This is a genomic window from Exiguobacterium sp. s150 (assembly GCF_018618435.1).
In the GTDB taxonomy this organism is placed as follows: Bacteria; Bacillota; Bacilli; order Exiguobacteriales; family Exiguobacteriaceae; genus Exiguobacterium; species Exiguobacterium alkaliphilum.
Genome location: NZ_JACSMC010000014.1, coordinates 46,825 through 68,761, shown reverse-complemented (window position 1 = coordinate 68,761; position 21,937 = coordinate 46,825). Strand labels below are relative to the sequence as shown.

At 47.9% G+C, this 21,937-nt stretch carries 24 protein-coding genes; 8 read left to right on the top strand and 16 right to left on the bottom strand.

Going from position 1 to position 21,937, the window contains the following annotated elements:
- Window positions 1-27: 27 nt before the first annotated feature.
- Genes KNP76_RS08710 through KNP76_RS08695 form a run of 4 tightly spaced genes read right to left on the bottom strand, consistent with a single transcriptional unit; the run spans window position 28 to window position 1,687 of the window.
- A complete protein-coding gene (locus tag KNP76_RS08710; protein ID WP_214844194.1) occupies window positions 28-321 on the bottom strand; it encodes a hypothetical protein in 294 nt (97 codons plus the stop codon).
- Between the two features lie 15 nt (window positions 322-336).
- Window positions 337-819, bottom strand: a complete 483-nt coding sequence (locus tag KNP76_RS08705; protein WP_214844193.1) for a hypothetical protein — start codon at window positions 817-819, stop codon at window positions 337-339.
- Between the two features lie 10 nt (window positions 820-829).
- Window positions 830-1,291 (bottom strand): hypothetical protein, encoded by a 462-nt coding sequence (locus KNP76_RS08700; RefSeq protein ID WP_214844191.1) that lies wholly within the window; start codon window positions 1,289-1,291, stop codon window positions 830-832.
- 9 nt (window positions 1,292-1,300) lie between these two features.
- A complete protein-coding gene (locus KNP76_RS08695; RefSeq protein WP_214844190.1) occupies window positions 1,301-1,687 on the bottom strand; it encodes a hypothetical protein in 387 nt (128 codons plus the stop codon).
- A gap of 244 nt (window positions 1,688-1,931) precedes the next feature.
- Here KNP76_RS08695 and KNP76_RS08690 point away from each other — a divergent pair, with 244 nt between their 5' ends.
- Together KNP76_RS08690 and KNP76_RS08685 are read left to right on the top strand one after the other, a co-directional pair.
- Window positions 1,932-3,137: an MFS transporter gene (locus tag KNP76_RS08690; protein ID WP_214844188.1), complete on the top strand. Its 1,206-nt coding sequence runs from the start codon at window positions 1,932-1,934 to the stop codon at window positions 3,135-3,137.
- A 14-nt stretch (window positions 3,138-3,151) separates the two neighbouring features.
- Window positions 3,152-3,583: a MarR family winged helix-turn-helix transcriptional regulator gene (locus tag KNP76_RS08685; RefSeq protein WP_024372045.1), complete on the top strand. Its 432-nt coding sequence runs from the start codon at window positions 3,152-3,154 to the stop codon at window positions 3,581-3,583.
- A 43-nt stretch (window positions 3,584-3,626) separates the two neighbouring features.
- On the opposite strand, the gene KNP76_RS08680 is transcribed toward KNP76_RS08685, so the two are convergent.
- From KNP76_RS08680 to KNP76_RS08670, 3 genes are all read right to left on the bottom strand, one after another.
- Complete coding sequence (locus KNP76_RS08680) at window positions 3,627-4,667, bottom strand: flavin monoamine oxidase family protein (protein ID WP_214844185.1); 1,041 nt, start codon at window positions 4,665-4,667, stop codon at window positions 3,627-3,629.
- Between the two features lie 507 nt (window positions 4,668-5,174).
- On the bottom strand, window positions 5,175-5,936 hold the full coding sequence (locus tag KNP76_RS08675) for a nucleotidyltransferase domain-containing protein (protein WP_371816195.1): 762 nt from the start codon (window positions 5,934-5,936) through the stop codon (window positions 5,175-5,177).
- A complete protein-coding gene (locus KNP76_RS08670; RefSeq protein ID WP_214844183.1) occupies window positions 5,933-6,466 on the bottom strand; it encodes a DUF3841 domain-containing protein in 534 nt (177 codons plus the stop codon). The genes KNP76_RS08675 and KNP76_RS08670 overlap by 4 nt, the downstream gene beginning before the upstream one ends.
- Window positions 6,467-6,587: 121 nt before the next feature.
- On the opposite strand from KNP76_RS08670, the gene KNP76_RS08665 reads away from it, so the two are divergent.
- Window positions 6,588-6,815: a hypothetical protein gene (locus KNP76_RS08665; protein WP_214844181.1), complete on the top strand. Its 228-nt coding sequence runs from the start codon at window positions 6,588-6,590 to the stop codon at window positions 6,813-6,815.
- A complete protein-coding gene (locus tag KNP76_RS08660; RefSeq protein WP_214844179.1) occupies window positions 6,815-7,030 on the top strand; it encodes a hypothetical protein in 216 nt (71 codons plus the stop codon). Before KNP76_RS08665 ends, KNP76_RS08660 begins: the two co-directional genes overlap by 1 nt.
- A gap of 41 nt (window positions 7,031-7,071) precedes the next feature.
- Here the strand turns inward: KNP76_RS08660 and KNP76_RS08655 are convergent, their stop codons facing one another.
- The 3 genes from KNP76_RS08655 to KNP76_RS08645 all read right to left on the bottom strand — a co-directional run bounded on the left by KNP76_RS08655 (window position 7,072) and on the right by KNP76_RS08645 (window position 8,630).
- Window positions 7,072-7,542 (bottom strand): hypothetical protein, encoded by a 471-nt coding sequence (locus KNP76_RS08655; protein ID WP_214844177.1) that lies wholly within the window; start codon window positions 7,540-7,542, stop codon window positions 7,072-7,074.
- Window positions 7,520-8,221, bottom strand: a complete 702-nt coding sequence (locus tag KNP76_RS08650; protein ID WP_214844175.1) for a DUF3841 domain-containing protein — start codon at window positions 8,219-8,221, stop codon at window positions 7,520-7,522. The genes KNP76_RS08655 and KNP76_RS08650 overlap by 23 nt, the downstream gene beginning before the upstream one ends.
- A 100-nt stretch (window positions 8,222-8,321) precedes the next feature.
- On the bottom strand, window positions 8,322-8,630 hold the full coding sequence (locus tag KNP76_RS08645; RefSeq protein ID WP_131505195.1) for a nucleotide pyrophosphohydrolase: 309 nt from the start codon (window positions 8,628-8,630) through the stop codon (window positions 8,322-8,324).
- A gap of 133 nt (window positions 8,631-8,763) precedes the next feature.
- Here KNP76_RS08645 and KNP76_RS16045 point away from each other — a divergent pair, with 133 nt between their 5' ends.
- The 3 genes from KNP76_RS16045 to KNP76_RS08630 all read left to right on the top strand — a co-directional run bounded on the left by KNP76_RS16045 (window position 8,764) and on the right by KNP76_RS08630 (window position 11,433).
- The gene (locus KNP76_RS16045) at window positions 8,764-9,750 is read left to right on the top strand and encodes a LytTR family transcriptional regulator DNA-binding domain-containing protein (protein ID WP_214844173.1); all 987 of its coding nucleotides are present in this window, start codon (window positions 8,764-8,766) and stop codon (window positions 9,748-9,750) included.
- Window positions 9,751-9,880: 130 nt separating this feature from the next.
- Window positions 9,881-10,729, top strand: a complete 849-nt coding sequence (locus KNP76_RS08635; protein WP_214844171.1) for an ABC transporter ATP-binding protein — start codon at window positions 9,881-9,883, stop codon at window positions 10,727-10,729.
- Window positions 10,726-11,433, top strand: a complete 708-nt coding sequence (locus KNP76_RS08630; RefSeq protein WP_214844169.1) for an ABC transporter permease — start codon at window positions 10,726-10,728, stop codon at window positions 11,431-11,433. The genes KNP76_RS08635 and KNP76_RS08630 overlap by 4 nt, the downstream gene beginning before the upstream one ends.
- 43 nt (window positions 11,434-11,476) lie before the next feature.
- On the opposite strand, the gene KNP76_RS08625 is transcribed toward KNP76_RS08630, so the two are convergent.
- The 6 genes from KNP76_RS08625 to KNP76_RS08600 all read right to left on the bottom strand — a co-directional run bounded on the left by KNP76_RS08625 (window position 11,477) and on the right by KNP76_RS08600 (window position 17,509).
- Entirely contained in the window at window positions 11,477-12,043 is a 567-nt protein-coding gene (locus KNP76_RS08625) for a YdeI/OmpD-associated family protein (RefSeq protein WP_214844167.1), read from the bottom strand.
- Between the two features lie 125 nt (window positions 12,044-12,168).
- Window positions 12,169-12,456 carry a hypothetical protein gene (locus KNP76_RS08620; RefSeq protein ID WP_214844165.1) on the bottom strand — a complete coding sequence of 96 codons (288 nt, stop codon included), beginning with the start codon at window positions 12,454-12,456 and terminating at the stop codon, window positions 12,169-12,171.
- Window positions 12,457-12,468: 12 nt separating this feature from the next.
- Window positions 12,469-13,581, bottom strand: a complete 1,113-nt coding sequence (locus tag KNP76_RS08615; RefSeq protein WP_214844163.1) for a VanZ family protein — start codon at window positions 13,579-13,581, stop codon at window positions 12,469-12,471.
- 555 nt (window positions 13,582-14,136) lie between these two features.
- The gene (locus KNP76_RS08610; protein ID WP_371816196.1) at window positions 14,137-14,781 is read right to left on the bottom strand and encodes a DUF3841 domain-containing protein; all 645 of its coding nucleotides are present in this window, start codon (window positions 14,779-14,781) and stop codon (window positions 14,137-14,139) included.
- 71 nt (window positions 14,782-14,852) lie between these two features.
- Window positions 14,853-16,961, bottom strand: coding sequence for a Piwi domain-containing protein (locus tag KNP76_RS08605; RefSeq protein WP_214844161.1), 2,109 nt, complete (start codon window positions 16,959-16,961; stop codon window positions 14,853-14,855).
- A 170-nt stretch (window positions 16,962-17,131) separates the two neighbouring features.
- Complete coding sequence (locus tag KNP76_RS08600; protein WP_128124310.1) at window positions 17,132-17,509, bottom strand: hypothetical protein; 378 nt, start codon at window positions 17,507-17,509, stop codon at window positions 17,132-17,134.
- Between the two features lie 230 nt (window positions 17,510-17,739).
- Here KNP76_RS08600 and KNP76_RS08595 point away from each other — a divergent pair, with 230 nt between their 5' ends.
- Window positions 17,740-21,912, top strand: a complete 4,173-nt coding sequence (locus KNP76_RS08595) for an AAA domain-containing protein (RefSeq protein ID WP_214844159.1) — start codon at window positions 17,740-17,742, stop codon at window positions 21,910-21,912.
- Window positions 21,913-21,937: the final 25 nt, after the last annotated feature.

Here is a 21,937-nt window from a genome sequence, read left to right as displayed (position 1 = left end):
GGATGTTCTTCACATCCGAACTCACTTTCATCCCATGCTTAAAGGCGGGCTATGCCCGGTATGGGCTTTCCCGTTCGTAAAATCTGTAAGCAATTCGCCACGCCCGGTCGTAAGCGTCATCGCTTTCTTTCCTTCACGGAGCATGATACGCACTAGACCGATTGATATGAGTAGGGACCCAATCCCCCATACCCACCAGAAGTCCTCAAACCCTAACGTGAACGAGTTGAAGAAGATGAGTGCCATCGTCAGCCAAAAACTACTGCGTTGATGTTTTTCTCGATATTGGCCTAACGCTTGAATCCGTTCTTGTTTCGTCATAGTCATGCCGTCCTTTTATTCTTGTATTTCATCAAGTTGATGCTTCGACTTCGCACGGTTCGCTTTCGCCAACATACCAGACGTCACGTGCTCCGAATCGATTTCGAGCAACTTCCGGTCCAACCAAAACGGCCATAAGACTGACGGTGGACCCCCGAGGATGATCACCCACATAAGAACGTCTCGGTGAATGTTTCCGGTCAAAAGCAAAGCGACCAAGCTAAACAGTAAGACGAACGTAAAACTGAGAAACAAGAAATTCAGCTGAATGAGACGCCGATATGAACGGTCGCGATTGAACGTGAGATAGGTGCGTGTCTGCCTCCACTCGAGCCATATCATCGGAACGAGACTGATGACCGCAAGCACACCGGAATACACAAGGTCCATCATGAAGTAGAGCGATGCTCCCCAAATGAAGAGCGTGCTCGCGATGACGAAGCGATGATATCGCTTCTTGATGTTCACTAATTTAGATAGTCTGGCTTCCCGTTCCATCATATCCCTCCTAATCTCTCACGTAATCGAGTCGCATCTCACGAAACAATGGATGCTCCGGGTCGATAGCAGACAATCGCTCGTCTTGTCGTCGAATCCATCGGTATCCGACGTAGAGAACGCCACCGGTCACAATCAAAATCCATGCGTAGGTCCATCCGAGTTTGAGCGTCAATGCGACCGAGAGAATAGACATGACGAATACTCCGAATAGGAATCCGTTCCGTCGTGTGATGATTTGCTTGGCCGATTCGTGTTCAGTCATATTCGCCTCGATTCGATTCGCTTTAAAGAAGGAAGCACCAAGCAACAACAAGCAGACAGCGATACCGAGCACATACCATCCATTCCATGAATTTGAACGAATCAAGCCGACCGTAAAAAATGTCATCGGAAAGGTAGTGAGCCCTTGTAGGACTGCCATCTTCATGTTCGATTTATAGATGGCATTGATGCGTTCTTGTTTTGTCATCTCCTTAGCTCACCATCCTCTCACTTCACGACGTGTTGGTTGCTCGGAATCGCTTTGTTTCACTTTCTCATCTATCGCCCGTTCTGAGACCGAGAGGATGAAAATACCGACTGTAAAGCCGATGAATGGCAACCAAGTGGCTGTCTCTGATTTCATGACCCATGGAAACACGAGTCCGATGAAGAGAATCAACACATAATCAAACGTATATTGAAGTGAAATGAAACATTTTGTACGAGTGCGTTCTGTGAAACTGCTCATGAATCGATACTCTTGTCGTAAGACATATCCGTATAGCAATGTCGTTAGGACGAGCAAGCTGCCGTAAAGTAGCTCTTGCGTGTTTGTCTGTAACAGTAAAAAAACTATCACACCGAACGGAATAGCAAATAGCATCCGCAGAAAGAACCACTTCCGATTCCCTTGCTTCATTTTTGTCAGTCGTTGTTGCCTATCCATATCTCATTCCTCATTTCATCTGGGCGAGTGTTTCCCTCTTTATCAACCTATACGTGAGAATCGTTATAAAAGTTCCGTTATTTTACAATTTTATAATCCGGGCAAGTTGATTGACTAAAGTTGAATCTCGTTTTATAGTTTAGTTAACTTAACTTTAATAAAGAAAGCATGAGGTTACCTTATGAATTTGCTTCACAATCCACGATTCGTCTTCACTTGGCTGTCCGGGATGACGCTGACGCTCGGCTTCTCCATCTTCTTCTTGAGCGTGTCGTGGCTCACAATCGATGTGTTACAACAACCGGCTTTGCTCGGAATCATTTTGACCGCCGTCTCGCTTCCGCGTGTCGTGCTGATGGTGTTCGGCGGCATCTTCGCCGACCGCTTCCAAAAGAGTCGGCTCTTATTTTTGACAAACCTAGGCCAGGCCGCACTCATGTTGGCTGTCTTGAGCCTCCATCTACTCGACTTGTACTCGGTCGCGGCACTTATCGGGATTTCCGTCATCTTTGGGATTTTGGACGGCATGTCGTATCCGGCCCTCTCGTCCCTCATCCCGTCCCTCGTCAAACAGCACGAGTTGCAACGGGCCAACTCCTTGTTCCAAGGCTCGCTCGAGCTCATGTTTGTCATCGGTCCCTTCTTAGCAGGACTCTTGTTAACATGGGGCGGGTTCGGGCTCAGTTTCGGGACGGCGGCCGGACTCATCTTCCTTGCCGCTTTGTTGATCATGCCGCGCCTGATTCAAGACCGAATCCCGGCGACGCATGTCATGTCCCTCGCTCACGTTATCGTCGACTTAAAAGAAGGGATTCGCTACGTCTCGCATACCCCGATTTTACGGAGCGGGACGCTGTCCATCGCCATCGTCAACCTGTTCGTCATGGGGCCACTCATCATGAGTATCCCAATCCTCGTCGGGGAGCGTGGCGGTACGGCGTTTGACTTGAGCGTCATCGAGGGCGGACTTGCCGTCGGGACGTTCGTCGCGAGCTTCCTCGTCTTACTGATGCGTTCGGTCCATCGCGGTCGGTTCGTCTTCCGCGCCTTGTTGCTGACGATTGCCGCGTTCCTCTTGTATACGCAAGCCCAATCGATTCCGATGCTCGCGTTGACGGCGGCGCTGAGTGGTTTCATGTTGATGCTCGTCTACTTGCCGGCGGTCACACTCATGCAGGAGCATAGCGACGAAGACAAGATTGGTCGTGTCATGAGCATCATGGCGCTCGCCGCGTCCGGCCTTGAACCGGTCGCCTTCGCCGTCTTGTCCGTGCTCGTCGCGCTCGCCGTGCCGATTCAAACGTTACTCATCACGTTTGGTATAATCGGATTGGCGCTTAGTGCCCTCTTATTCGTACGGAGCCAGACGTTCCGTCACACACGATGAAAGGAGAACGACCTTTGAACGAGACACGCAAACAACAAGTCATCGAGATGTATCGTCAAATCGACGAGCTCGACTTATTGTTCACCAAATACTTCACCGATTTGAACGAGTTCCAACTCAGCTATCAGCAAGAACAGATGTTGCTCCTCTTCAAACGACAAGAAACATGGACGACGACGGAGATCGCGACGAAGATGAACATCTCGAAAAGCGCCGTCAGCCAAGTGCTCAAAGTGCTCGAACAGCGTGAGTTCGTCCAGAAAGAGAAGAACCCGGACAACCTGCGTGAGAGTTTCATCCGCCTCGGTCCGCTCGGCCATGCATACTCGAAGCAAATCGATGCCATCGAGGAACGGCTCGCCGAAGAGATGTTCTCTGTCCTTGAGGATGAAGAGATGAAAATGATCAACCGTTCGCTCGCGTTGATGATTCAACGGTTCAAATAAAAAATGCGTATCGTCCCACGTGTGGGAAGATACGCATTTTTGGTTAGAATGGCTCGACGACACGGATGGCTGACCGAAGCGCCCCTTCGACATGACCGCCGAAGAAGGAGTCCGTTTCCGTCCCGGCGAAAGACAAATACTTCGCCCAACCGGCGTCTACTGGAATCGGTCCATAGACAGGAAAATCAGTCAGCGGCTCCGTATCTTCAACCGCTGCCGTATGGCGGTCGCTCGACCAATCGACGGATAAGACGTCACGCGGGTGGCGCGCCTCTTCCCCGAATAGTCGTACGAGTTGATCAATGACGCGACGATTCAGTTCGTCCCGTTCAAGCAACGCGCGCTCGGTAGCGGATAAGCGGAAAAAACCGAATAACGCCGCAAGTCCATCCGGTTGCGAGGCGTCATGCACCTCCTGTAACACGCCGGCCCAGCTCATCCCTTGACCGGATAGCCCATTCTCTCGCCAAAACGGACGATCGTAGACGGCGAGCACTTTCGCTTGACCGGCCATCCAAGTCGGGATAGACGCTAGCTTCGCCTTCATCGTCTCAGACAGTTCCGGCTGAAACGCGATGCGTGAGATGAGCCGAGGCGGGATGGCCAAGATGACGTGCGTGAACGTTTCGGTCCCTCCTCGTTCGAGCTCGATGACGACTCCACGCTCGACCTGTCTCATCGAGGTGACCGTCGACTGAAATTGAATCGTATGGGGCGGTAAGGTTGCTGCGAGCGCGGTCGTCAAGCTGGCCATGCCACCGACGAGTCGCATCGATGGGACCACGTGTCCTGGTGGAAGCGTATGGCGTTCGATGACACCGAACTGACGCTCGAGCATCAAGTCACCGGTCGCTTGTTGGGGGAACACTTGGAGGTCGAGCTGGTCGACTAGCCGTACCATCGTCTTTTCCGTATCCGGCCAATACCAGGTCGGACCGAGGTCGAAGCCGTCATGGCTCAACACCCGTCCCCCGATGCGGTCGCGCGCCTCGAAAACGGTGACGTCATATCCTTTTTCGATGAGGAGGGCCGCGGCATATAGTCCGCTTACGCCGGCTCCGATGATTGCGATGGATTGCGTCATGTAAATACTCCTTTTATATACGTTGTGCCCCCATTATACTGAAAACGATACATATACATGAGTTGAGCGAATCGCTCGGGAAAGGCGTTACATATGAAACGATTTTTTTATTATCTTTTATTCCCATATATCTTGTTCATGCGAGGGTTATCCCGATTTATTAAAACGGAAGCTGCCATGTCCAATGTCTTTTTACTGTGCTTCGTCCCTGTCCATATTCTCATCATTGGATATGGCATTTCAGAATCGCTCTTCCTAGAGGTTGTCAGTGTACTTTATCTATTTGCAGGATTGTTTGCTCCGATGTTTTATTTCGAAAAGGCAAGCTATTGATGTATCTCCTTGCCTATCTATTTGTGTTTTCTGTTGAAGGGTTGCTGTTTTTCCAAATCCTCTACGTACCCAATTTAGTTCGGACCTTCGTAATCATGTATCTCATCCTCGGGATGATTTTCGTCGAATTTCATTTTGATGATTTAGACGAACCGAAGTCGTTTTGAACGACGACTACAATCGTGGAAGGAACAACGAGTCATACTGTGCAATCAACTTACCCAACCAGTCATCCTGAATTTCTTCTGACTCCATGCCTCGCTCTAAGTCACCTATGATTTTGCTGTTCGAAAAATAGAGGCGCAACACAAACAGACAATCTGCAATCGTCGATACAAAACTTTGATCTTCGACGTTGATTGTCAAATACGCGCCTCGAATCATCCGTTTGATTAGTGACTTCTTTTCCTTTTCTGTCATACGTCTTGTCTTCAATTTCACTTGCGCTTCTCGTAACTGATCGGACAAATCTCGATTCAACGCTCGGCTAATTCGCTCATCCGGTTTCATATGTGGAAAGCGGTGAGACAAGTCCGTCCCATAAACGCATGCGCACATATGACGTAACCAAAACCCCCATTCAAAATGATTGGTAGGATTGAGCGCCGTATGCAATAGTCCAATGTCATAATCGATTTTAATCGCTTCTGGATGTTCCTGTAACAGTAGTAGGGTCCGTGACTTCAATCCATCAATGTCTAGCTCCCGGTTGAGGATGACTGTCACGTCTAAATCCGACTGTTCGACTATGGCCGTCCCACGCCCGACGCTACCGTATACATATACGCTATGTAACGCTTCTGCAAACTCTTCTCGCAACAGCTGAATCACCTTATCGAGCAGTGGTCGAAACATCGGTTGAATCTGTGTCACGTCTGTTTGGTTGATGATGTAACCCGTTTCGTTTGTCCCAAGTCGTGTCGGTAGCTCTATCACACACCTACCTCAGTAAACGTCACTACATCGAGCACGTGCCCGACATCAATCCGGTCGACGAGATAGTGATACTTCGTGTTCGTCCCCGGATACGCCTCGACGATCGACTCGCACCAGTCGCGGTCGAACATCTTCTCCCACGATTCCTTCAACTCTTTCTCGTCTTTCGCTTCTCGGTCTTCAAACGTCAGAAACCAACGATTCATTGCAAAGTTCCAATAACCTGCCTCGAGTTCAAGTACATGTGCATCGGGCAACTCAACCGTCAGCACAACACCCGGCTCTCCGGGCTCCAAGTAACCGCTTCGTCCTACATCCGGCCGTGCATCACTCAACCAAACAGGATAATTCCCATGAAGGGAGATTCCAGTTCGCTGTTCATACTGCCCCGCGAGCCAGTCGTAGGCGGGCCGATGATACGCGTAGTCCTCGTCTTGAAAGATGCCAAAGTTCGGGTCGCCGAATAAATAGCCTCTTTCGTTCGCTGCTTTCCAAGCGCTTGCGTGTTGGTATGTATAGTAGATTGCCATAAGTCAGCCCCTTTCTAGTGAATGAATCAATCATAACCAAATTACAGGCGATGCATCTACTCTCCGCCTTCCTTTTTGTATGAATACTAATTGAGGAATGCTTCTACTAGGAGGAAAAAGAATGAATGTACTATTCACGTTACTATTCAGTCTCTTGGCAATGATTATCCCACTCGCGTTAATCATCGCGATCATCGTATTGATCGTTCGCTTTATCGGTCGTTATGAGAAGCGGGCCGACGCGCGACTCGAGCTAGAGCGCCAAACTGCGGCCCATCAGCAACAACAGTTCGATGTGTTAGTGGAGCGTCTCGACCGCATCGAAGAGAAGATGGAGGCACGTTCTTAATGTCGAAACCACTCACGATTTGGACGAAACGTCTCGTCCTCACAACGATTCTCGGCAGTGTGCTACTCGTCGCGACGTTCGCCACGCAACGCGCCTTCCACATGTCTGAGATTAATCTACTAGTCGATAAGGCCGATGAACAACAACTCAGCTATGAGTTAATCATTCACAATCCGCTCACGAACGCTTACAGCTTCACAATCGTTCACGACTAAACTAAAAGGGAGTAGCGCGTGCTACTCCCTTTTGGTCGACTTTATTTTGGAAAGAAGCCGACTTTCCCACGTTCATAGGCTTTATGCGTCACATGTTCCGGGTCGATCTTCGCAAGCTCGTGATCAAGTCTCGAAGACGCGATCCATGCGAACAGATTGAATGCGACCACAAGAAGCAAAACATTCGCTTGTTCTGGGCGGAGCAGCAACGATACAATCAACAGACAAAAGATTACGATGACCGCCATCCCACTCCAATATTCATACCAAACAAGCCGCCGATAGTCAGGCGCATCGTTGAACGTAAGCAACGTCTTCGTCCGTGCCCCTATTTTGACGAACCCGATGGCTGGAATGAAGAGGACGAACCAAACCAGTTCGGCGAGTCGACGCTCGCCCGTGAACCAAAAGATGGCGCCGAGTAAGCTGATGAACACTCCAAGAAGAAGTGCTTGGCGGGTAGAACGTTTCCCCGCCTCGTATAAGTGATCAAACCGTTCGCGCTGGGTCATGATTCCTGTCTTCCCCTCTTAAACTGATTTCTTTAAAATAACAGTCTCCTTGCCGATGGAATGGGCTCGACTTTTTCAAACCAAGTCGATAGCCGAGACGCCACCCAAGTCCTCGGATCCGATCCAACCAACTATCACTCAAGTCTCGGAACGGCATGACGGCTTGAACTTGATGTAGCTCGACTCGATGAATCACGTATTGATAGTTCGGTGCTTCGATGGACCTATGAATCGCCATCTCCTCACACCATTTTTTATCAAAGATTTTTTCCCATGACTTTCGAGTATGGACCGGATCAATATTTTCCCTATGATCAAAGGCCTCGGCTGTATCGCAAAAAGTAGAGTTGTACGGAACAAACTCCCAAAATGAAATTTCTGAAGCCAATACTTGATCATCTGGTAATTCAACTGTCAACACAACACCTTTGTTCCCTTGTCCAATATGGCCACCGCTGCTTAGATTAGGAAACTTATCCCAACACCAAACCGGATAGTTTTCGTTCAGTGAAATCCCAATTCGCAGCTCGTACTGTTCGACCATCCAGTCATAGGCCGGTTTAAAAAAATCGAATCCTTCGTCATTGAACAAGGTGTAGTGAGGATCACCTTGGAGATACCCTCGCTCCAATGCTACTTTCCAAGCATCTTCATGCTGATACGTATAATAGATGCCCATATTCATTAACCCTCTCCAGACTTATTCTTTCACCACTTTATCCGATTTCATATCAAAAAGTAGTGAAAATAATGGTCAGGGTTAATCGGTCGACTGCAACTTATGCGTTCGGACTCGGATACTTCACCGCATTCTTCTCGAGCTTCTCTTCAATCGCCTGCGACACATCAATCCCTGCCGCATGGGCGAACGTCAGCGCGTAGATGAGTACATCCGCGAGTTCTTCTTTCATCTCGACGTGTTTCGTCTCGAGCGCTTCTTCGCTCGACACCCATTGGAACAACTCCAACAGCTCGCTCGCCTCGAGCGATAGCGATAACGCCAAGTCTTTCGGGTTATGGTGGAACGCCCAATCACGCTCGTCACGGAATTCAATCACTTTGTCCATCAGTCGTTGTATTTCGTTCATCTCCACGTTCGCTCCTTTGATTACATTTTTCTCAATTTTAAATTATCTCCAGTCTAGCATAGCCTTATTCCAATTCATTACTCAAGTCTTCTATGAATCAATGGTATAATCCCACTAAAAAGGGAGGGATTCGGTGCTTACGTTCGACAACGTCTCTGTTCGCCAACAAGACACGCTCATCCTTGAAAATATCTCGTTCACCATCCAACCGGGTGAAATCGCAGCCATCCACTGTGGCGTCACTTCCCGGGAAATATTATTTGCATTATTGACTGACGCACACGCAAACTACTCCGGAAACATCGATACAGCGAATCGCACGCTCTCAGTCTTCTCCATCCGTGACGGCTTATACGACCGGTTGACGGTCGAGGAATACCTGCGTTTCACACATAAACTATATGAATCGAAGGAATCGCTAGATGATGTCCTCCAAACCGTCCAACTTACCCCATATCGCAAGAAACGCTTAAACCGAATCAGTCTATCGCTCGTCCGGCGTGTCCAATACGCGGCGCTACTTTTACATAATCGCGACATCTACGTTCTTGAAGAACCCGATCAAAACGTCGACCAAGAGACACGGCACTTGTTCGCGACCGTCTTGATGCAACTGAAACAGCAACAAAAAGCCATCCTGCTTCTGACGAGCAACATGGAGAGTGCCCTCTTCGTCACGTCGACCGTCTATCGGATCGACCACCGACACCTACGCCTACTCGACGTGGAACCGGATGAACCGGATGCGAACGAAGACATAACGCCTGATGTCATGCACGTCCGCTTCGAGAAGATTCCGACGAAAGTGAACGAGAAAATCGTCTTGCTCGACCCGCCGGAAATCGACTACATCGAGAGTCAGGACGGACAATCCGTATTGCACAGTCAGTCCGAGCAGTTCCCGAGCGTCTTCACGATGAACGAGCTCGAGACGCGTCTGACTCCGTACGGCTTCTTTCGCTGTCACCGGTCGTACATCGTCAACCTTCAACGCGTGCGGGAAGTCATCACGTATACGAAGAACAGTTTCAGTCTCGTGCTCGATGATCCGGAAAAGACGACCATCCCGCTCTCGAAGACGAAAATGGCCGAATTGAAGACGATGATTGGACTGAAATAGGCTCCGTTCACCGCCCGATTCGCTCCACTCGCTCCTCTAAAAGCGCTAGTTACCGCCATTCTAATGCGTTCTCCTCTTCCTCTCGATATGATGTAAGCAAGCAAGACGATATCGACGAGGAGGAACGAAAATGGAACCGATTATTCAAGTGAACGGATTAAAAAAGCTATTCGGCAATGAAGAGGCGTTACGCGACGTGACGTTTTCTGTCGGCAAGGGAGAAGTGTTCGGCTTTCTTGGACCGAGTGGATCAGGGAAGACGACGACCATCAAAATCTTGACGTCCCAACTCACGCAGACATCAGGTGACGCAACCGTGTTCGGCGTGCCGGTCTCGGAGTTGAAACAAGAACAGTATCGGAAACGGATCGGTGTGTTGACCGACAACAGCGGACTGTACACGCGTCTCTCGATTGAAGAGAACTTACAACTCTATTGCGACCTATACGACGAGCCACGCACACGTATCGATGACGTGCTCCAGATGGTGAACTTGGCCGGGGAACGCAAAAAACGCATCGCGGCACTCTCACGCGGGATGCTGCAACGGGTGACACTGGCCCGGGCGTTGTTACATGAACCAGAACTATTGTTTTTAGATGAGCCGACGTCCGCGCTCGACCCGGTCAACTCGCGCCACATTTATAAAGGCATCGAACGGTTGAAGGCAAAAGGGACGACGATCTTCTTGACGACGCATGACATGAACGAGGCCGAAGAACTGTGCGACCGCATCGCCTTCTTACATCAAGGGGAGATTCAATTGCTCGACGCCCCGAAACGATTGCGCCGGAAATACGCGAACGGCTCGATGCGCGTCGAACTGCATGACGGGGAAACGGTTGAATTGAAACAAGGAAAAGACGGGGCCGACTGGCTCTATGAACAGGTGCGCGACCAAAACATCGCGGCCATCCATTCGAACGAGCCGACGCTCGGGGATATCTTTATCGAAGTGACGGGGAGGAAATTATCATGACATTTTCAATGAAACGGGCACTCGCCATTTTCCAGAAAGACTATAAAGACTTATCACGGAACTTATTTGTTTCCTCGACGTTGATCATGCCGCTGTTCTTCGCCGTCTTCTATTCACAGCTCGGCGGAGGAGGCATCGACATCACATATTTTGTCTTCAATATCGCATTCAGCCTCGTCGCGATTTTTGTTCAGTGCGCCTTGATTGCAGAAGAGAGAGAGAAGAACACGTTACGTGGGCTCATGCTCTCACCAGCGAGTACGCTTGATATTTTAATCGGGAAAAGTGCACTGACATTCATTACAACGATTCTGACTGTAATTGCTTGTGCGTTCCTTTTAGACTACTCGCCGGACAATCTATTCGTGATCAGTTACGCGATGATTGTCTTAGCACTTTTCTATATCGCTGTTGGAACGATTTTCGGGTTAATGACGAAAACTGTCATGGAAGCTTCCCTCGTCGTTATGCTTCCGTTCTTTTTCTTCTCGTTTTCTCCAATGCTCGTCGTATTCAAAGATTCATTCGCGCTTATTGGATTATTGGAATATTTGCCGAATGTCCTGATTATCGACATCGCCCATCAAATCGAGGCGGGTGCTGGAGTCGGCTCTACATGGGTGGAGCTTGTGATTCTGTCTGCCTGGGCAATAATCATGTTCGTTGGGAGTATTGCCATGTATAACCGGAAACAGACGGATTGATTGAAACTAGGTGTCGCGTTGACTTGAATGGCGGCACCTTTTTTTATTCTATCAAGCGACCCCCATCATTCCATTGCCCATACATCTCGTTCGCTTTCGTTTTTTCAATGAACTTATTCAACCGTTTCGTATACAGGTCTCGGTCTTGACGGACACTTTGGATGGTATCGATCCGAATGCGGCGATATAACTCAGGAAAGTTACTAAAGTTTTGATAGAGTTCTCGGTCTCCTTGCAAACGCATTATGATTTCTTCATCAATCCGGAACGACTCGTTTCGCATATCAGGAAGAACCCGTTCACCGTTCTCTGTCATCAAACCAAGTCGCTGTAATCGACGGACGCGTTCTTTGTTCAGTTCGGTCCAGTTACTGTTTTTACGTCTCGGTGAAAAACGCTGTGCGAGTTCGCCTTCTGTCGTCTTTTTTGTAATGCCATCAATCCATCCGAAACAAAGCGCCTCCTCTACAGCATCTAAGTAAAGTAATCCTTGTCCTTCACGCTTTCGGCTTAGAATGACCCAACAAAAAGACTGTTCAATTGCGTTTTCTTCAAGCCACTTCCGAAAATCTTGTCGCCCCTCAAATCGTAGCAAATTCTCGATTTCCATCCGATCGCTCCTCCCTTAAACGTTTTCTTCATTGTCTTATAGACGAGACATGACGGTAAACAAAAAACAGTGCTCGTTTGAACACTGTTGACCGGTTCTTTCCGTGAACCCATACTTCAAATGCATCATTTCATGGCCGTCACACGTAATGACCACTCTTCTCCATTTAGTGTTCCAGAGAAGGAATAGATGGGCTGATAGAAACCTTTCGAGTCATACATGTAGTCTAATTGACAGTCCGTCACGACTAACTGGTCGCCTTTTTGAAGCGGGTTGTATTGATCGAAATCGCCATTCTCAATTTTCGCATACGCTTCTTTTGGAGACAGAATCTCAACATCACGAATGAATTCGTTGATCGTATTGCTATAAAACAGCGAACCGACACTCCCGTCTTTTTTGAAATCCATCATGATGACGCCATCCTAAATTTCTGAACTTGAATAAGTAGACGGCTGAATCATCCAGTGAAACGTCCCGGTCTCGGAAATCGTCAAGTCAGCCTGCTTCGGAAGTAAATCTAAACGAGCAAGCATCTCTGTCGCATATGCCTTCATTTCTTCACTGTTTTCATACGTCACGTTTTCTGGCAGAAACTCGTGATCCATCAGTGACCATGTCCCATCACGCATATAATAACTCATTTGATAATCGGTCCCCTGTTCTTTTTCGAACGTGAACATCCGATTGTCGCCTTCTCGTCCTTCTTCAGCAAGCTTTGGCAAACGTAACTTCTTTTGAAGATTATCAACGACGTCTCGTCCATGTTCTTCGTCGTTGCTGTATTTGTTTTTGTAAACGGGTGCATAAGCTTTTTCTGAATTTAACTCCATCGTAGTACTTAATGTCACCTTCTCCATGTCGGTTCCGTAGGTTGGATTAATGCTCATGTTCCCAAATTCTTTGAAATGATAAAAAGAGAACCAACCTGCAACTGCAAAAAGTAAAACCATGGGAAGCGCAAGTCGTTTTGTGAGCTGTTTCAATGAAATGCTTTTGTTTCGAACGATTTCATGGGTGAGCATAAAGAGTTGATATCCTAAGACACCACCCAACGTATTATGGAAAATGTCATCTAATTCAAAGATCCCTCTCCCCGTCACGACTTGAAAAATTTCAATGACTAACGTGGCAAGGAGCGTTGCAGCGAACGTCCATTTAAATTGCATAAATCGACGACTATATAACGGCAAGAGGATACCGAGTGGCACAAACATCAAGACGTTAAAAACAATCAATTGAAAGGCGATTAGTGAAAATGAGTTCCATGCATCAATGTATCCACTAAATATATTTAGGTTCACTTGCCCAGAGAAAGATTCGCCTCGGCTTAAATTCGTAATTCCAATCACAATAAAATAATACGCTACAAGAAGTGAGCCGATTATCGCCTTTTTCTTGCCACCACTTGAGGGATTCATGCCTTTTTTCTTCCTCATTTTAATCACAATAAAAGATAATACTAAAACGCCAATCGCAAGAATAGCGGCAGGTACAAAAAATGCACTTAATCGAATGACAATTTCCTTGATATCCATCATACGCCTCCGTTTGTTTAGTTATTCGTTGAGGTCATCCTCTTCTATAACTAGCGTAACAAGGCAAAGTGACTGCCAAATGACTTTAAAGTGATGATTTAGTCACTTAAGCGATGGTGCTATTATTGGTTTTTTTTTAAGCGCCATGCAAGGCTAATCAAATAATGAACTTACGAAAGATCTTCGCTCATCGTCGGCGGTGATTTTGTTTTTCTCGTTCTCACCGATGTTATTGGTGTACGAAGACCGGTTCTCTATCATCGGTTTGCTCGAGTACTTGCCAAACATCTTCTTGCTCGGCCCCATCAGATCGAAGCTGTCGCTGGACTCGGCTCTATATGGGTGGAGCTTGTGATTCTTTCTGCCTGGGCACTTGTGATGTTCGTCGGAAGCATTGTCAAATATAACTAATTCGTTCTCTGTTCAACTCGGTCCAGTTATTATTCTTGCGCCTCGGCGAAAAACGTTGGGCGAACTCACCTGCTTCGGTCTCCTTCGTAATCCCATCAATCCAGCCGATTGATTTCGCCTCCTCTTCCCTCACAGTTTTTGCAGTCAACGTGTTTCATCGTTCGCTCTGTATCGAAACGGTTTCGACTTGAATACACCTAACTTGAACCCGAGCCGCCATCCTATTCCTCGAATTCGATCCAACCAAGTGTCACCACGTCCCGTAAACGACATGACCGCCCGAACCTGTGTCAAATCAATTCGATGAACGACGTATTGATAGACCAGTTCTACGTTCGGTTGGTCCTCAATCGTTTTCTCACACCAAGCTTTGTCAAAAATACACTCCCATGATTTCCGTACAAACGCCTCACTCGGTCGCTCGTCAGAATCATACTCTTCTAACGTCTCGTACAACGGAAAGTTATTCAGTACGTGATGCCAATACGAGAACTCGGACGCCAGCACCTCTTCGTCTGGCAACTCAACCGTTAGTACGACACCACGATTCCCTTCGCCTATGTGTCCGTCACGACCTAAATCCGGGAATTCATCCCAACACCAAATCGGATAGTTCCCATTCAATGAGATGCCGACGCGTGCTTCATATTGTGCAACCATCCAATCATAAGCCGGTTTAAAGTCTTCTAGCTCTTCTTGCATAAACATCGTGTGCGCATCACTCGCTTCAAGATAACCTTGTTTTAAAGCTTGTCGCCATGCCTCTTCACGTTGATGGGTGTAATAGATGCCGATTCCATTTCAATCCTTTCGTCGTCTCATGTATTGTCGCAAAAATCACTTTATTAACACTTATCGTTTTAAACAAATGGCAACGCCTCTTCATGTTGCGTATTTGCATTGATCAATCCACGGTTATGGAACGTCGAACTTAAGTCCGCATAGTGTGTCGTAATCGGCAGTCGTGTTTTTAAGAGCGAGTGGACATGCATGAACGATAAACGATACACATCGCTTAACACAGCCTCAAATGGTAAGATGTTTGTCTGTTGCACCACTTTGAGCGGTTTCGCCATCCCGACACGTGCGTGAGGATTGGTCGAGAGTAGGTAGCCCATCCGTTCTTTTGAATAGCTAAGCCCCTGTGACGTCTTCCATTCCTTCTCATGAATCGCTATCCGTCGATTGACGTTTTTCAAAATTTCCACGTAGTCGAATTGAATCCCACGTGGAGAAAGAAGCGAGTCGATGAGAGCCAAATCTTCACGGCCAAACCCATCCCGGTGGAACGTGATATGCGTTGGCGCATGTCCGTACTGTTCTTCAAACGCATGAAGCGTGTCATAAACGATTTCCCGCATCGTCTCAGCACTGATCTTCTCCCCTGCTTCACTTGTCGAGAGTGATTTCTGCTTAATCATCGCCCCGTCTTTCCCAATGATTTGAATGATGCCCGACGCATGTTTTCCATTCTCATGGCTTACGTCTAACCCGACAAAACAATCCGAGTGGAGCGGTTCACCGAGAATCCAAGGTTGTAGGCCTGCCTTCACGTACACACCGAGTAGGATGTTGTACAGTGTATCTTCAGAGTTCAGCACGCGGTCATGTAGCTCCACACATTGAGTCACGACATCATGTTTCCCACCAAATTCCCGCTTAATGGCTTGATACGAATGATTGAGCGATGCTTCCTCGGCGATGACGACGACGACACCTTCAAAGTGTTTCGGGACATTCTTCAGTTGGAACATGACGTCTTCTGCCTGCAACAAATCGGTAGAGAGCGTTTGGCTCAATCCTTTTGGTTTATTCGAGACGTTGAGTGTCACGCCAAAGCGTTCAGACGTGGTCTTAAGCTTTTTGATAAAATCGAGGACTTGTTGCAATTTTTGGCGATCGTGTAATTTCGGGTCGACAAAGAAACTGACGGTCGCCTCCCCTGTTTCAAAAACGCCGCCTTGATTCAAACCACCCTTCGCGTAGCTTGCTGTCCTCCCTTTACCGAAGCGCAGTCGAGGAGATTGTAACGTTTTGATGGTATAGCCGAGACGAGCGGCCCGCACATCTTTCCGCTCAAACTGAAGCATCGGCAGTCGACCGATTAACTCGAGTGCTTCCGGCATCAGTTTTGACATTCGCGCGTCTGGCGACAATTTGATGATTCGATTGACTGCGCCGAGCTGTTTAGCTGGAATCGTCTCAAATGAACAACTCTGTTTCAGTTGCTCGGGTAAGTATGGAAGAATTTGATTGTTTCGATCTTTGACGTGTACGACGAGTGCGTCTGGTGCGATGACTCGTTTCGGATCTTTCTTTGCGAAATAATCAATGATTGAACACTTTAGAATCGGACTCACTTCACTCGCTCGATATGGCGCAACTTCTACAAATTCGTACTCATACGACTTCGGATGAGTCGAATCGATGACACGCATTCCCGTAGCCACGGATTTCGGCTCACGCTTGAGCTGCTGCAGTAGGTTTTCGCGGTATTCAAATTGATGGGTCAAATCGAATCCGAAGACAATTTCATCCGTCTCAGACACGTTCACGTTGAGATCGAGTGCCGGATAAACGAGTAGCCCGCTCGTCGACTGCGGATGCGCCTGTTTCGAGCGGAACTTCCCCCGGTTCATCATGTACTGTGGATGTCCCAATCGCTCCAACTGCTTTTTCAACAGTCGTTCAAGTAGCGTTCGCTCGACATTACGTGAAAGATTGATCGGACGTGCTTCGTATTGTAGAAACGTCTCATTTCCCCACTGTTTGATTTCCTCAAATGAAGCGATGTACTGATCAAAGAACACAATCGGTTGAAAGTTGTTCAATTTATTCAATTGGAAAATCAACTTTCCACCTTGCGTATGGCGTGACGATGGATCTTGGAGCGGTACGGTATAGAGATGGAGCGTCACGTCCGTTGCTTTCGTTAATGCTCGCCATTCTGTTAAATAATACTGGTTCATCTTTCTCTCATCCTTCCCCGTTGTTCAATCATTGCATCCACTATAACGGATTTCCTAATATTAGGTAGATAAAATAACGGATAGGGTTCAAATGGGAAGTTTACTTCTGAGACAAAAGAAAACCCCATCACTGTGATGGAGTTGTATTATTTACAGATTAGAATTAGGTTTCAATCGAGTCGATCTACTACATCTGAAATACTGTTAAATCCTAACCCTTGAATACTATCTAATTTTTCATGCAAGTCTGAAATAGTATTATATAGACCTGACCCTTTCAATTCTTCAATCGCTTCTATAATGTCGCCAAAATTGTGCAGTCCATGACCTTGAAATTCCACAAGTTTATCGTGAACATCAGTGACGCTATTAAACATTCCCGACCCTTGAATCTCTTCAAGTGTAAAAGTAATGTTTCCCAATTCTGTGTTCACTCCAGACAATGTAGCATTTAAAAATGAGGTTTCAGATTCTATATCACTTAATTTCCCCTCGATACTGTCCAGTTTATTAGCGATTTGTTGCAAGTAAAATACCACTTCTTCCATAACTACAATCCCCCTAAAATCTTTATTGGTTAAATAATACAATAAATCCTTTAATATTCATACTAACAACCTTTCAATATTTATGTGTAGGTTAGATAACTATTTCATTCAAAAATAATCAGACTAAAGTTATAATGTTAATTGATTCCTAAATAGACGGGAAACATTCCCTATGTTTGGAATGAGACGACTGTCACACCATCGTTTTTGAAAGAAAGAAGGATTACACCATGAATGCAACAACCCAACAAAAGACAGCTGATTTATTTAAGTTTTTAGCGGCTGTCAAACGGATGGATATTCGTACTGAAACTAATACAAAAAACTATGAACTTCTTTTATCTCCCGAGGCGTTAACGTATCCAAACGTGCGCGTCACTCAAGAAGAGGAGCTCTCCATCGAAGTTCATTTTCTCGCACCATTCGCACAGAAGCGCCCAAGTCTTCCGCGAGAGTTGTACGCCTACGTTCTCCAAGAAGGCGAAACGTATAAACGGACAGAATTGTTTCCTGAAAAACTCGACGCGACGTTCAATGACTTTTTAACCTCGATTGAAACGTGGGAACAAGAGAAAAAAGCACACGAGTCTGCTCGAAAATTATACGACACGATGTATCGGACGATGCAACTTCTCTCGACCGAGAGCGATACATATGAACTTGTCTATTCATTCGGGATGTTGCACTGGCCGAATGACAAAGTCGAACGGCCGTTGTTCACACGAGCAGCCGTACTCGAGTTCGATCAAGAGAAGAGTCTGTTCCGCATCGAAGCGTCAGCCATACCGACGAAACTCGAACTTGATATGCTCGACCGTGACCATGTTTGGATGTCATCTGAACTATCCCGATACGAAGTCGATTTTAAAGAAGAGCTCACTTTCGACTTCAAACCATGGGTCGAAACTGAATTACAAGAGCAGTCCGAGCGTGTATTGAAGCTGTTGAATGACGACCACGCCTATGGCGAAATCGCAACCGTCTATGCAATGCCCGGCATGCGCTTATACGTTCGCAAGAAGTCTGCCCATGCGTGGGTCGAAGAACATGAGAACTTGGCCACGTTGATCGAAAACGGTCTATCACCTTCACCTGCCTTGCAACAGTTTTTGACGTCGAACGACGAAGAAATCCACGCGCTTGACGCGCTTGATCGTGACACGTGGAAGCCGGTCGGTGAAGAGATTCTCTTCCCGCTTCCATATAATGAAGAACAAAAACGCATTTTAAGTCAATTGAGTAACCATGCCGGTGTCGTCGTACAAGGACCCCCTGGTACCGGGAAGAGTCACACGATTTCAAACTTGATTTCGCACTTGCTTGCACACGGAAAGCGCGTCCTCGTCACCAGTGAAAAGGAACATGCGTTGAACGTCTTGCGTGATAAACTTCCGGCCCAAATTCGCCAGCTCGCGGTATCCATCCTTGGATCAGATTCAAAGACGACAAAGCAGACGGAAAGTTCACTCCAAGAGATTGCCTCGTACTTGAATCGCACGACCGCTTCGGAATTAGAGAAGACAGGAACACAAAAGCAACAAAAGTTGTATGAGACACGTGAAGAGATTGCCCGTTTGCGTCGGAAAATGATTGAGCAAGCCGCTAGCGAGCATACAGTGATTCCATATCTCGATGAGACGCGTTCACCGACCGATTGGGCGAAATGGACGAGCGAACAAAAAGTCACGATGCAGCTTCCGCTCCCCGTATTGACAGACACTTGTCCGCTGACGGCTGATGAATTGGCGGACTTCTATCAACTCATGGCAGAACGGGAAATGCTCAACCAAGGACCGAATGTGACGACCTATCCAGCGACGACAACGCTTCCGTCCCTTGAAACGTTCTTAGCTGAAAGCGGTCGTTACGAACAACTCGCCGCTCTCGAACAGACGCAGGCCGCTGCGTCATGGTTACAGGAAAAATCAACGTCACTTCGTCAACAGACACGAGACCATATTCAGACGTTGCTCGAGTCATTTGATCGTCAACCCGAGTGGCTACGTGAACGGTACAGCTACTGGGCCACCCATCGAAGCGATGAAGTGCAATGTGAAGAAGACTGTCAGGCGTTTGAACGCGACGTCAAAGCACTCGAGTCGTTGGAGCGTAAACTCGCCGTCCACGACATCGAATTGCCGTCTACTTTACCGAATGATGTATGGACGCTCGCTGACGAACTCGGTCCGGTTTTAGACGAAGGAAAGACCGACGGCTTTTTCTTCAAACTGACGAAACGTAAAAAATATGCCGTCTTACTCGATGAAACCAAAATTGACGGGAAGGCCCCGCAATCGAGTGCCGACCTTCAACTGTTGAAACAATTTAATGAATTGAAGTCATCGTTGACGACATTATCACGTCGTTTCAAATATGCGTGTGAGCACTTTGAACTCGAGTTAGAGACGCCTGAATTTTCGTCTTATCGGACGGCGCTTCATGCGCTCCGTGAATGGAAAGCTGTCTTTGTGACGTACAACCAGTCATTGGCTCCGACTTTCCGTCTGTACAACGAACGGTTCCGCTATGAGAAAGCTTGGTTGGCGCAAGCTAAACAAGAGCTAGATGCCTCGCTGGCGCTCGATGAGATGAAGGAGCTACAGACAATCCAGACGTCTTATCTTTCACTCATCCATGACGCGCACATCCATCCTGCGGCGTTACGTCTCAAGCAAGCGGTGCAAACTTGGGATGCCGGACGTTACACACAGTCCATTGAAGAGTTGGCATTACTCGAACAACAAAACACAAAAGCGACACGCCTAAAAGAACTAACAGAGCGCTTCAAACAAGTCGCGCCAGGTTGGTTGAACGCGTTTTACGACGGGACTGCTCCGACGCTTCAACTTCAGACGTTCGAACTCGATTGGAAAGTAGCACGTGTCTTGACGTTACTCGAAGCACTGAGCGACGACGATTATCGGGAGAAGATGAAACGATTGGAGAAAGAGGAAGGAAAAGCAACGGCGGACTTGTGTGCGACATACGCGTGGAAAGAGCAGCTGACGCGGATGACACCGTCGAAACAAGAACGTTTGAACAGTTGGGCGAAGTTGATTCGCCAAATAGGGAAAGGCACCGGGAAACATGCGGCTCGTCATAAGCGGGAAGCCGCCCGTCAAATGGCTGCGGCCCAAGACGCGATCCCAGTTTGGATCATGCCGGTGAACCGCGTGCTCGAATCGTTCAAAGAAATCGATGAGCTGTTCGACGTCATCATCTTCGATGAGAGCTCGCAAAGCACGATGGATGCCATCTCGCTCTTGTCGCGTGCTCGAAAAGCCATCATCGTCGGGGACGACCGCCAAATCAGTCCAACGACGTTCCAAGACCAAAATGCGATCCAAGAGAAGAAAAAGACATACTTCGGAAACGACACGACGATGACGTTATTCGATGGCTCATCCAGTCTATACGACCTCGCCTCCGTCAAGTTCAGTGCGACGGTCGGGCTCCGTGAACACTTCCGTTGCGTGCCGGAGATTATCGGTTTCAGCAACGCCCATGTGTATGAAGGCCGCATCGTCCCACTCCGACTCCCGCAACGTGCCGAACGGTTGACGCCGGCGGTGCAGAGCGTCTTTGTCGAGGATGGGAACGTCGCTGAAACGACGAAAGACAAGTTCAACGTCCCGGAAGCGAAAGCGCTCGTCGATCACTTGAAACAGTTGATTGACGACCCACGCTACGCAAAGCGGACGTTCGGGATCATCTCGCTCCTCGGGAAAGCCCAGACGGATCAAATCGAGCGGATGGCAACCGACTTGATCGGCATCGACAAACTGATTGAGCACAATGTCCGTTTTGGTGATGCCTATACGTTCCAAGGTGATGAGCGTGACGTCATGTTGCTGTCACTCGTCGTCGCACCGAACCGCCGTTTTGCCGCACTCACGAAAGAGACCGACAGCCAGCGTTTCAATGTCGCGGCGAGTCGGGCTCGAGATCAGATGATTTTGTTCCACTCGGTGACACTGCAAGACATCGGCAATCAAAACTGCATGCGTTACAAACTCGTCAACTATTGCCAGAACCCGCTCGGCGATCAAGAGTCGTTCGAAGCGGTCCAGCACTTGTTTGACTCTCCTTTCGAAGAAGAAGTGTATAAACGCTTGACGAACCGCGGCTATCTCGTTCGTCCGCAAGTTCAAGTGAATGGCTATCGCATCGACCTCGTCGTCGAAGGCGAATCGAACCGCCTTGCGGTCGAATGTGACGGTGAACGCTGGCACGGGCCGGACGTCTACGAGCAAGATATGTTCCGGCAAAAAGTGCTCGAACGGGCCGGTTGGACATTCTGGCGTGTCCGGGGCCGTCATTTCTATCGGGATGCGGATCAAGCGATGGAGCCGTTATGGACGTTGCTTGATGAGATGGGTATTGAGCCGATTTTAGTTAATTAAATTTAATTGCCCCTAAGCAGAAATA

What these genes read in the sequence shown, in the direction of transcription:
- KNP76_RS08635 (WP_214844171.1), top strand. Translation starts at nt 9,881, where the DNA reads ATGGAACCGATTATTCAAGTGAACGGATTAAAAAAGCTATTCGGCAAT.
- KNP76_RS08595 (WP_214844159.1), top strand. Translation starts at nt 17,740, where the DNA reads ATGAATGCAACAACCCAACAAAAGACAGCTGATTTATTTAAGTTTTTA.
- KNP76_RS08660 (WP_214844179.1), top strand. Translation starts at nt 6,815, where the DNA reads ATGTCGAAACCACTCACGATTTGGACGAAACGTCTCGTCCTCACAACG.
- KNP76_RS08615 (WP_214844163.1), bottom strand. Translation starts at nt 13,581, where the DNA reads ATGGATATCAAGGAAATTGTCATTCGATTAAGTGCATTTTTTGTACCT.
- KNP76_RS08710 (WP_214844194.1), bottom strand. Translation starts at nt 321, where the DNA reads ATGACGAAACAAGAACGGATTCAAGCGTTAGGCCAATATCGAGAAAAA.
- KNP76_RS08645 (WP_131505195.1), bottom strand. Translation starts at nt 8,630, where the DNA reads ATGAACGAAATACAACGACTGATGGACAAAGTGATTGAATTCCGTGAC.
- KNP76_RS08625 (WP_214844167.1), bottom strand. Translation starts at nt 12,043, where the DNA reads ATGGAAATCGAGAATTTGCTACGATTTGAGGGGCGACAAGATTTTCGG.
- KNP76_RS08620 (WP_214844165.1), bottom strand. Translation starts at nt 12,456, where the DNA reads ATGATGGATTTCAAAAAAGACGGGAGTGTCGGTTCGCTGTTTTATAGC.
- KNP76_RS08705 (WP_214844193.1), bottom strand. Translation starts at nt 819, where the DNA reads ATGGAACGGGAAGCCAGACTATCTAAATTAGTGAACATCAAGAAGCGA.
- KNP76_RS08680 (WP_214844185.1), bottom strand. Translation starts at nt 4,667, where the DNA reads ATGACGCAATCCATCGCAATCATCGGAGCCGGCGTAAGCGGACTATAT.
- KNP76_RS08690 (WP_214844188.1), top strand. Translation starts at nt 1,932, where the DNA reads ATGAATTTGCTTCACAATCCACGATTCGTCTTCACTTGGCTGTCCGGG.
- KNP76_RS08605 (WP_214844161.1), bottom strand. Translation starts at nt 16,961, where the DNA reads ATGAACCAGTATTATTTAACAGAATGGCGAGCATTAACGAAAGCAACG.
- KNP76_RS08665 (WP_214844181.1), top strand. Translation starts at nt 6,588, where the DNA reads ATGAATGTACTATTCACGTTACTATTCAGTCTCTTGGCAATGATTATC.
- KNP76_RS08700 (WP_214844191.1), bottom strand. Translation starts at nt 1,291, where the DNA reads ATGACAAAACAAGAACGCATCAATGCCATCTATAAATCGAACATGAAG.
- KNP76_RS08670 (WP_214844183.1), bottom strand. Translation starts at nt 6,466, where the DNA reads ATGGCAATCTACTATACATACCAACACGCAAGCGCTTGGAAAGCAGCG.
- KNP76_RS08650 (WP_214844175.1), bottom strand. Translation starts at nt 8,221, where the DNA reads ATGGGCATCTATTATACGTATCAGCATGAAGATGCTTGGAAAGTAGCA.
- KNP76_RS08630 (WP_214844169.1), top strand. Translation starts at nt 10,726, where the DNA reads ATGACATTTTCAATGAAACGGGCACTCGCCATTTTCCAGAAAGACTAT.
- KNP76_RS08655 (WP_214844177.1), bottom strand. Translation starts at nt 7,542, where the DNA reads ATGACCCAGCGCGAACGGTTTGATCACTTATACGAGGCGGGGAAACGT.
- KNP76_RS08600 (WP_128124310.1), bottom strand. Translation starts at nt 17,509, where the DNA reads ATGGAAGAAGTGGTATTTTACTTGCAACAAATCGCTAATAAACTGGAC.
- KNP76_RS08695 (WP_214844190.1), bottom strand. Translation starts at nt 1,687, where the DNA reads ATGCTATTTGCTATTCCGTTCGGTGTGATAGTTTTTTTACTGTTACAG.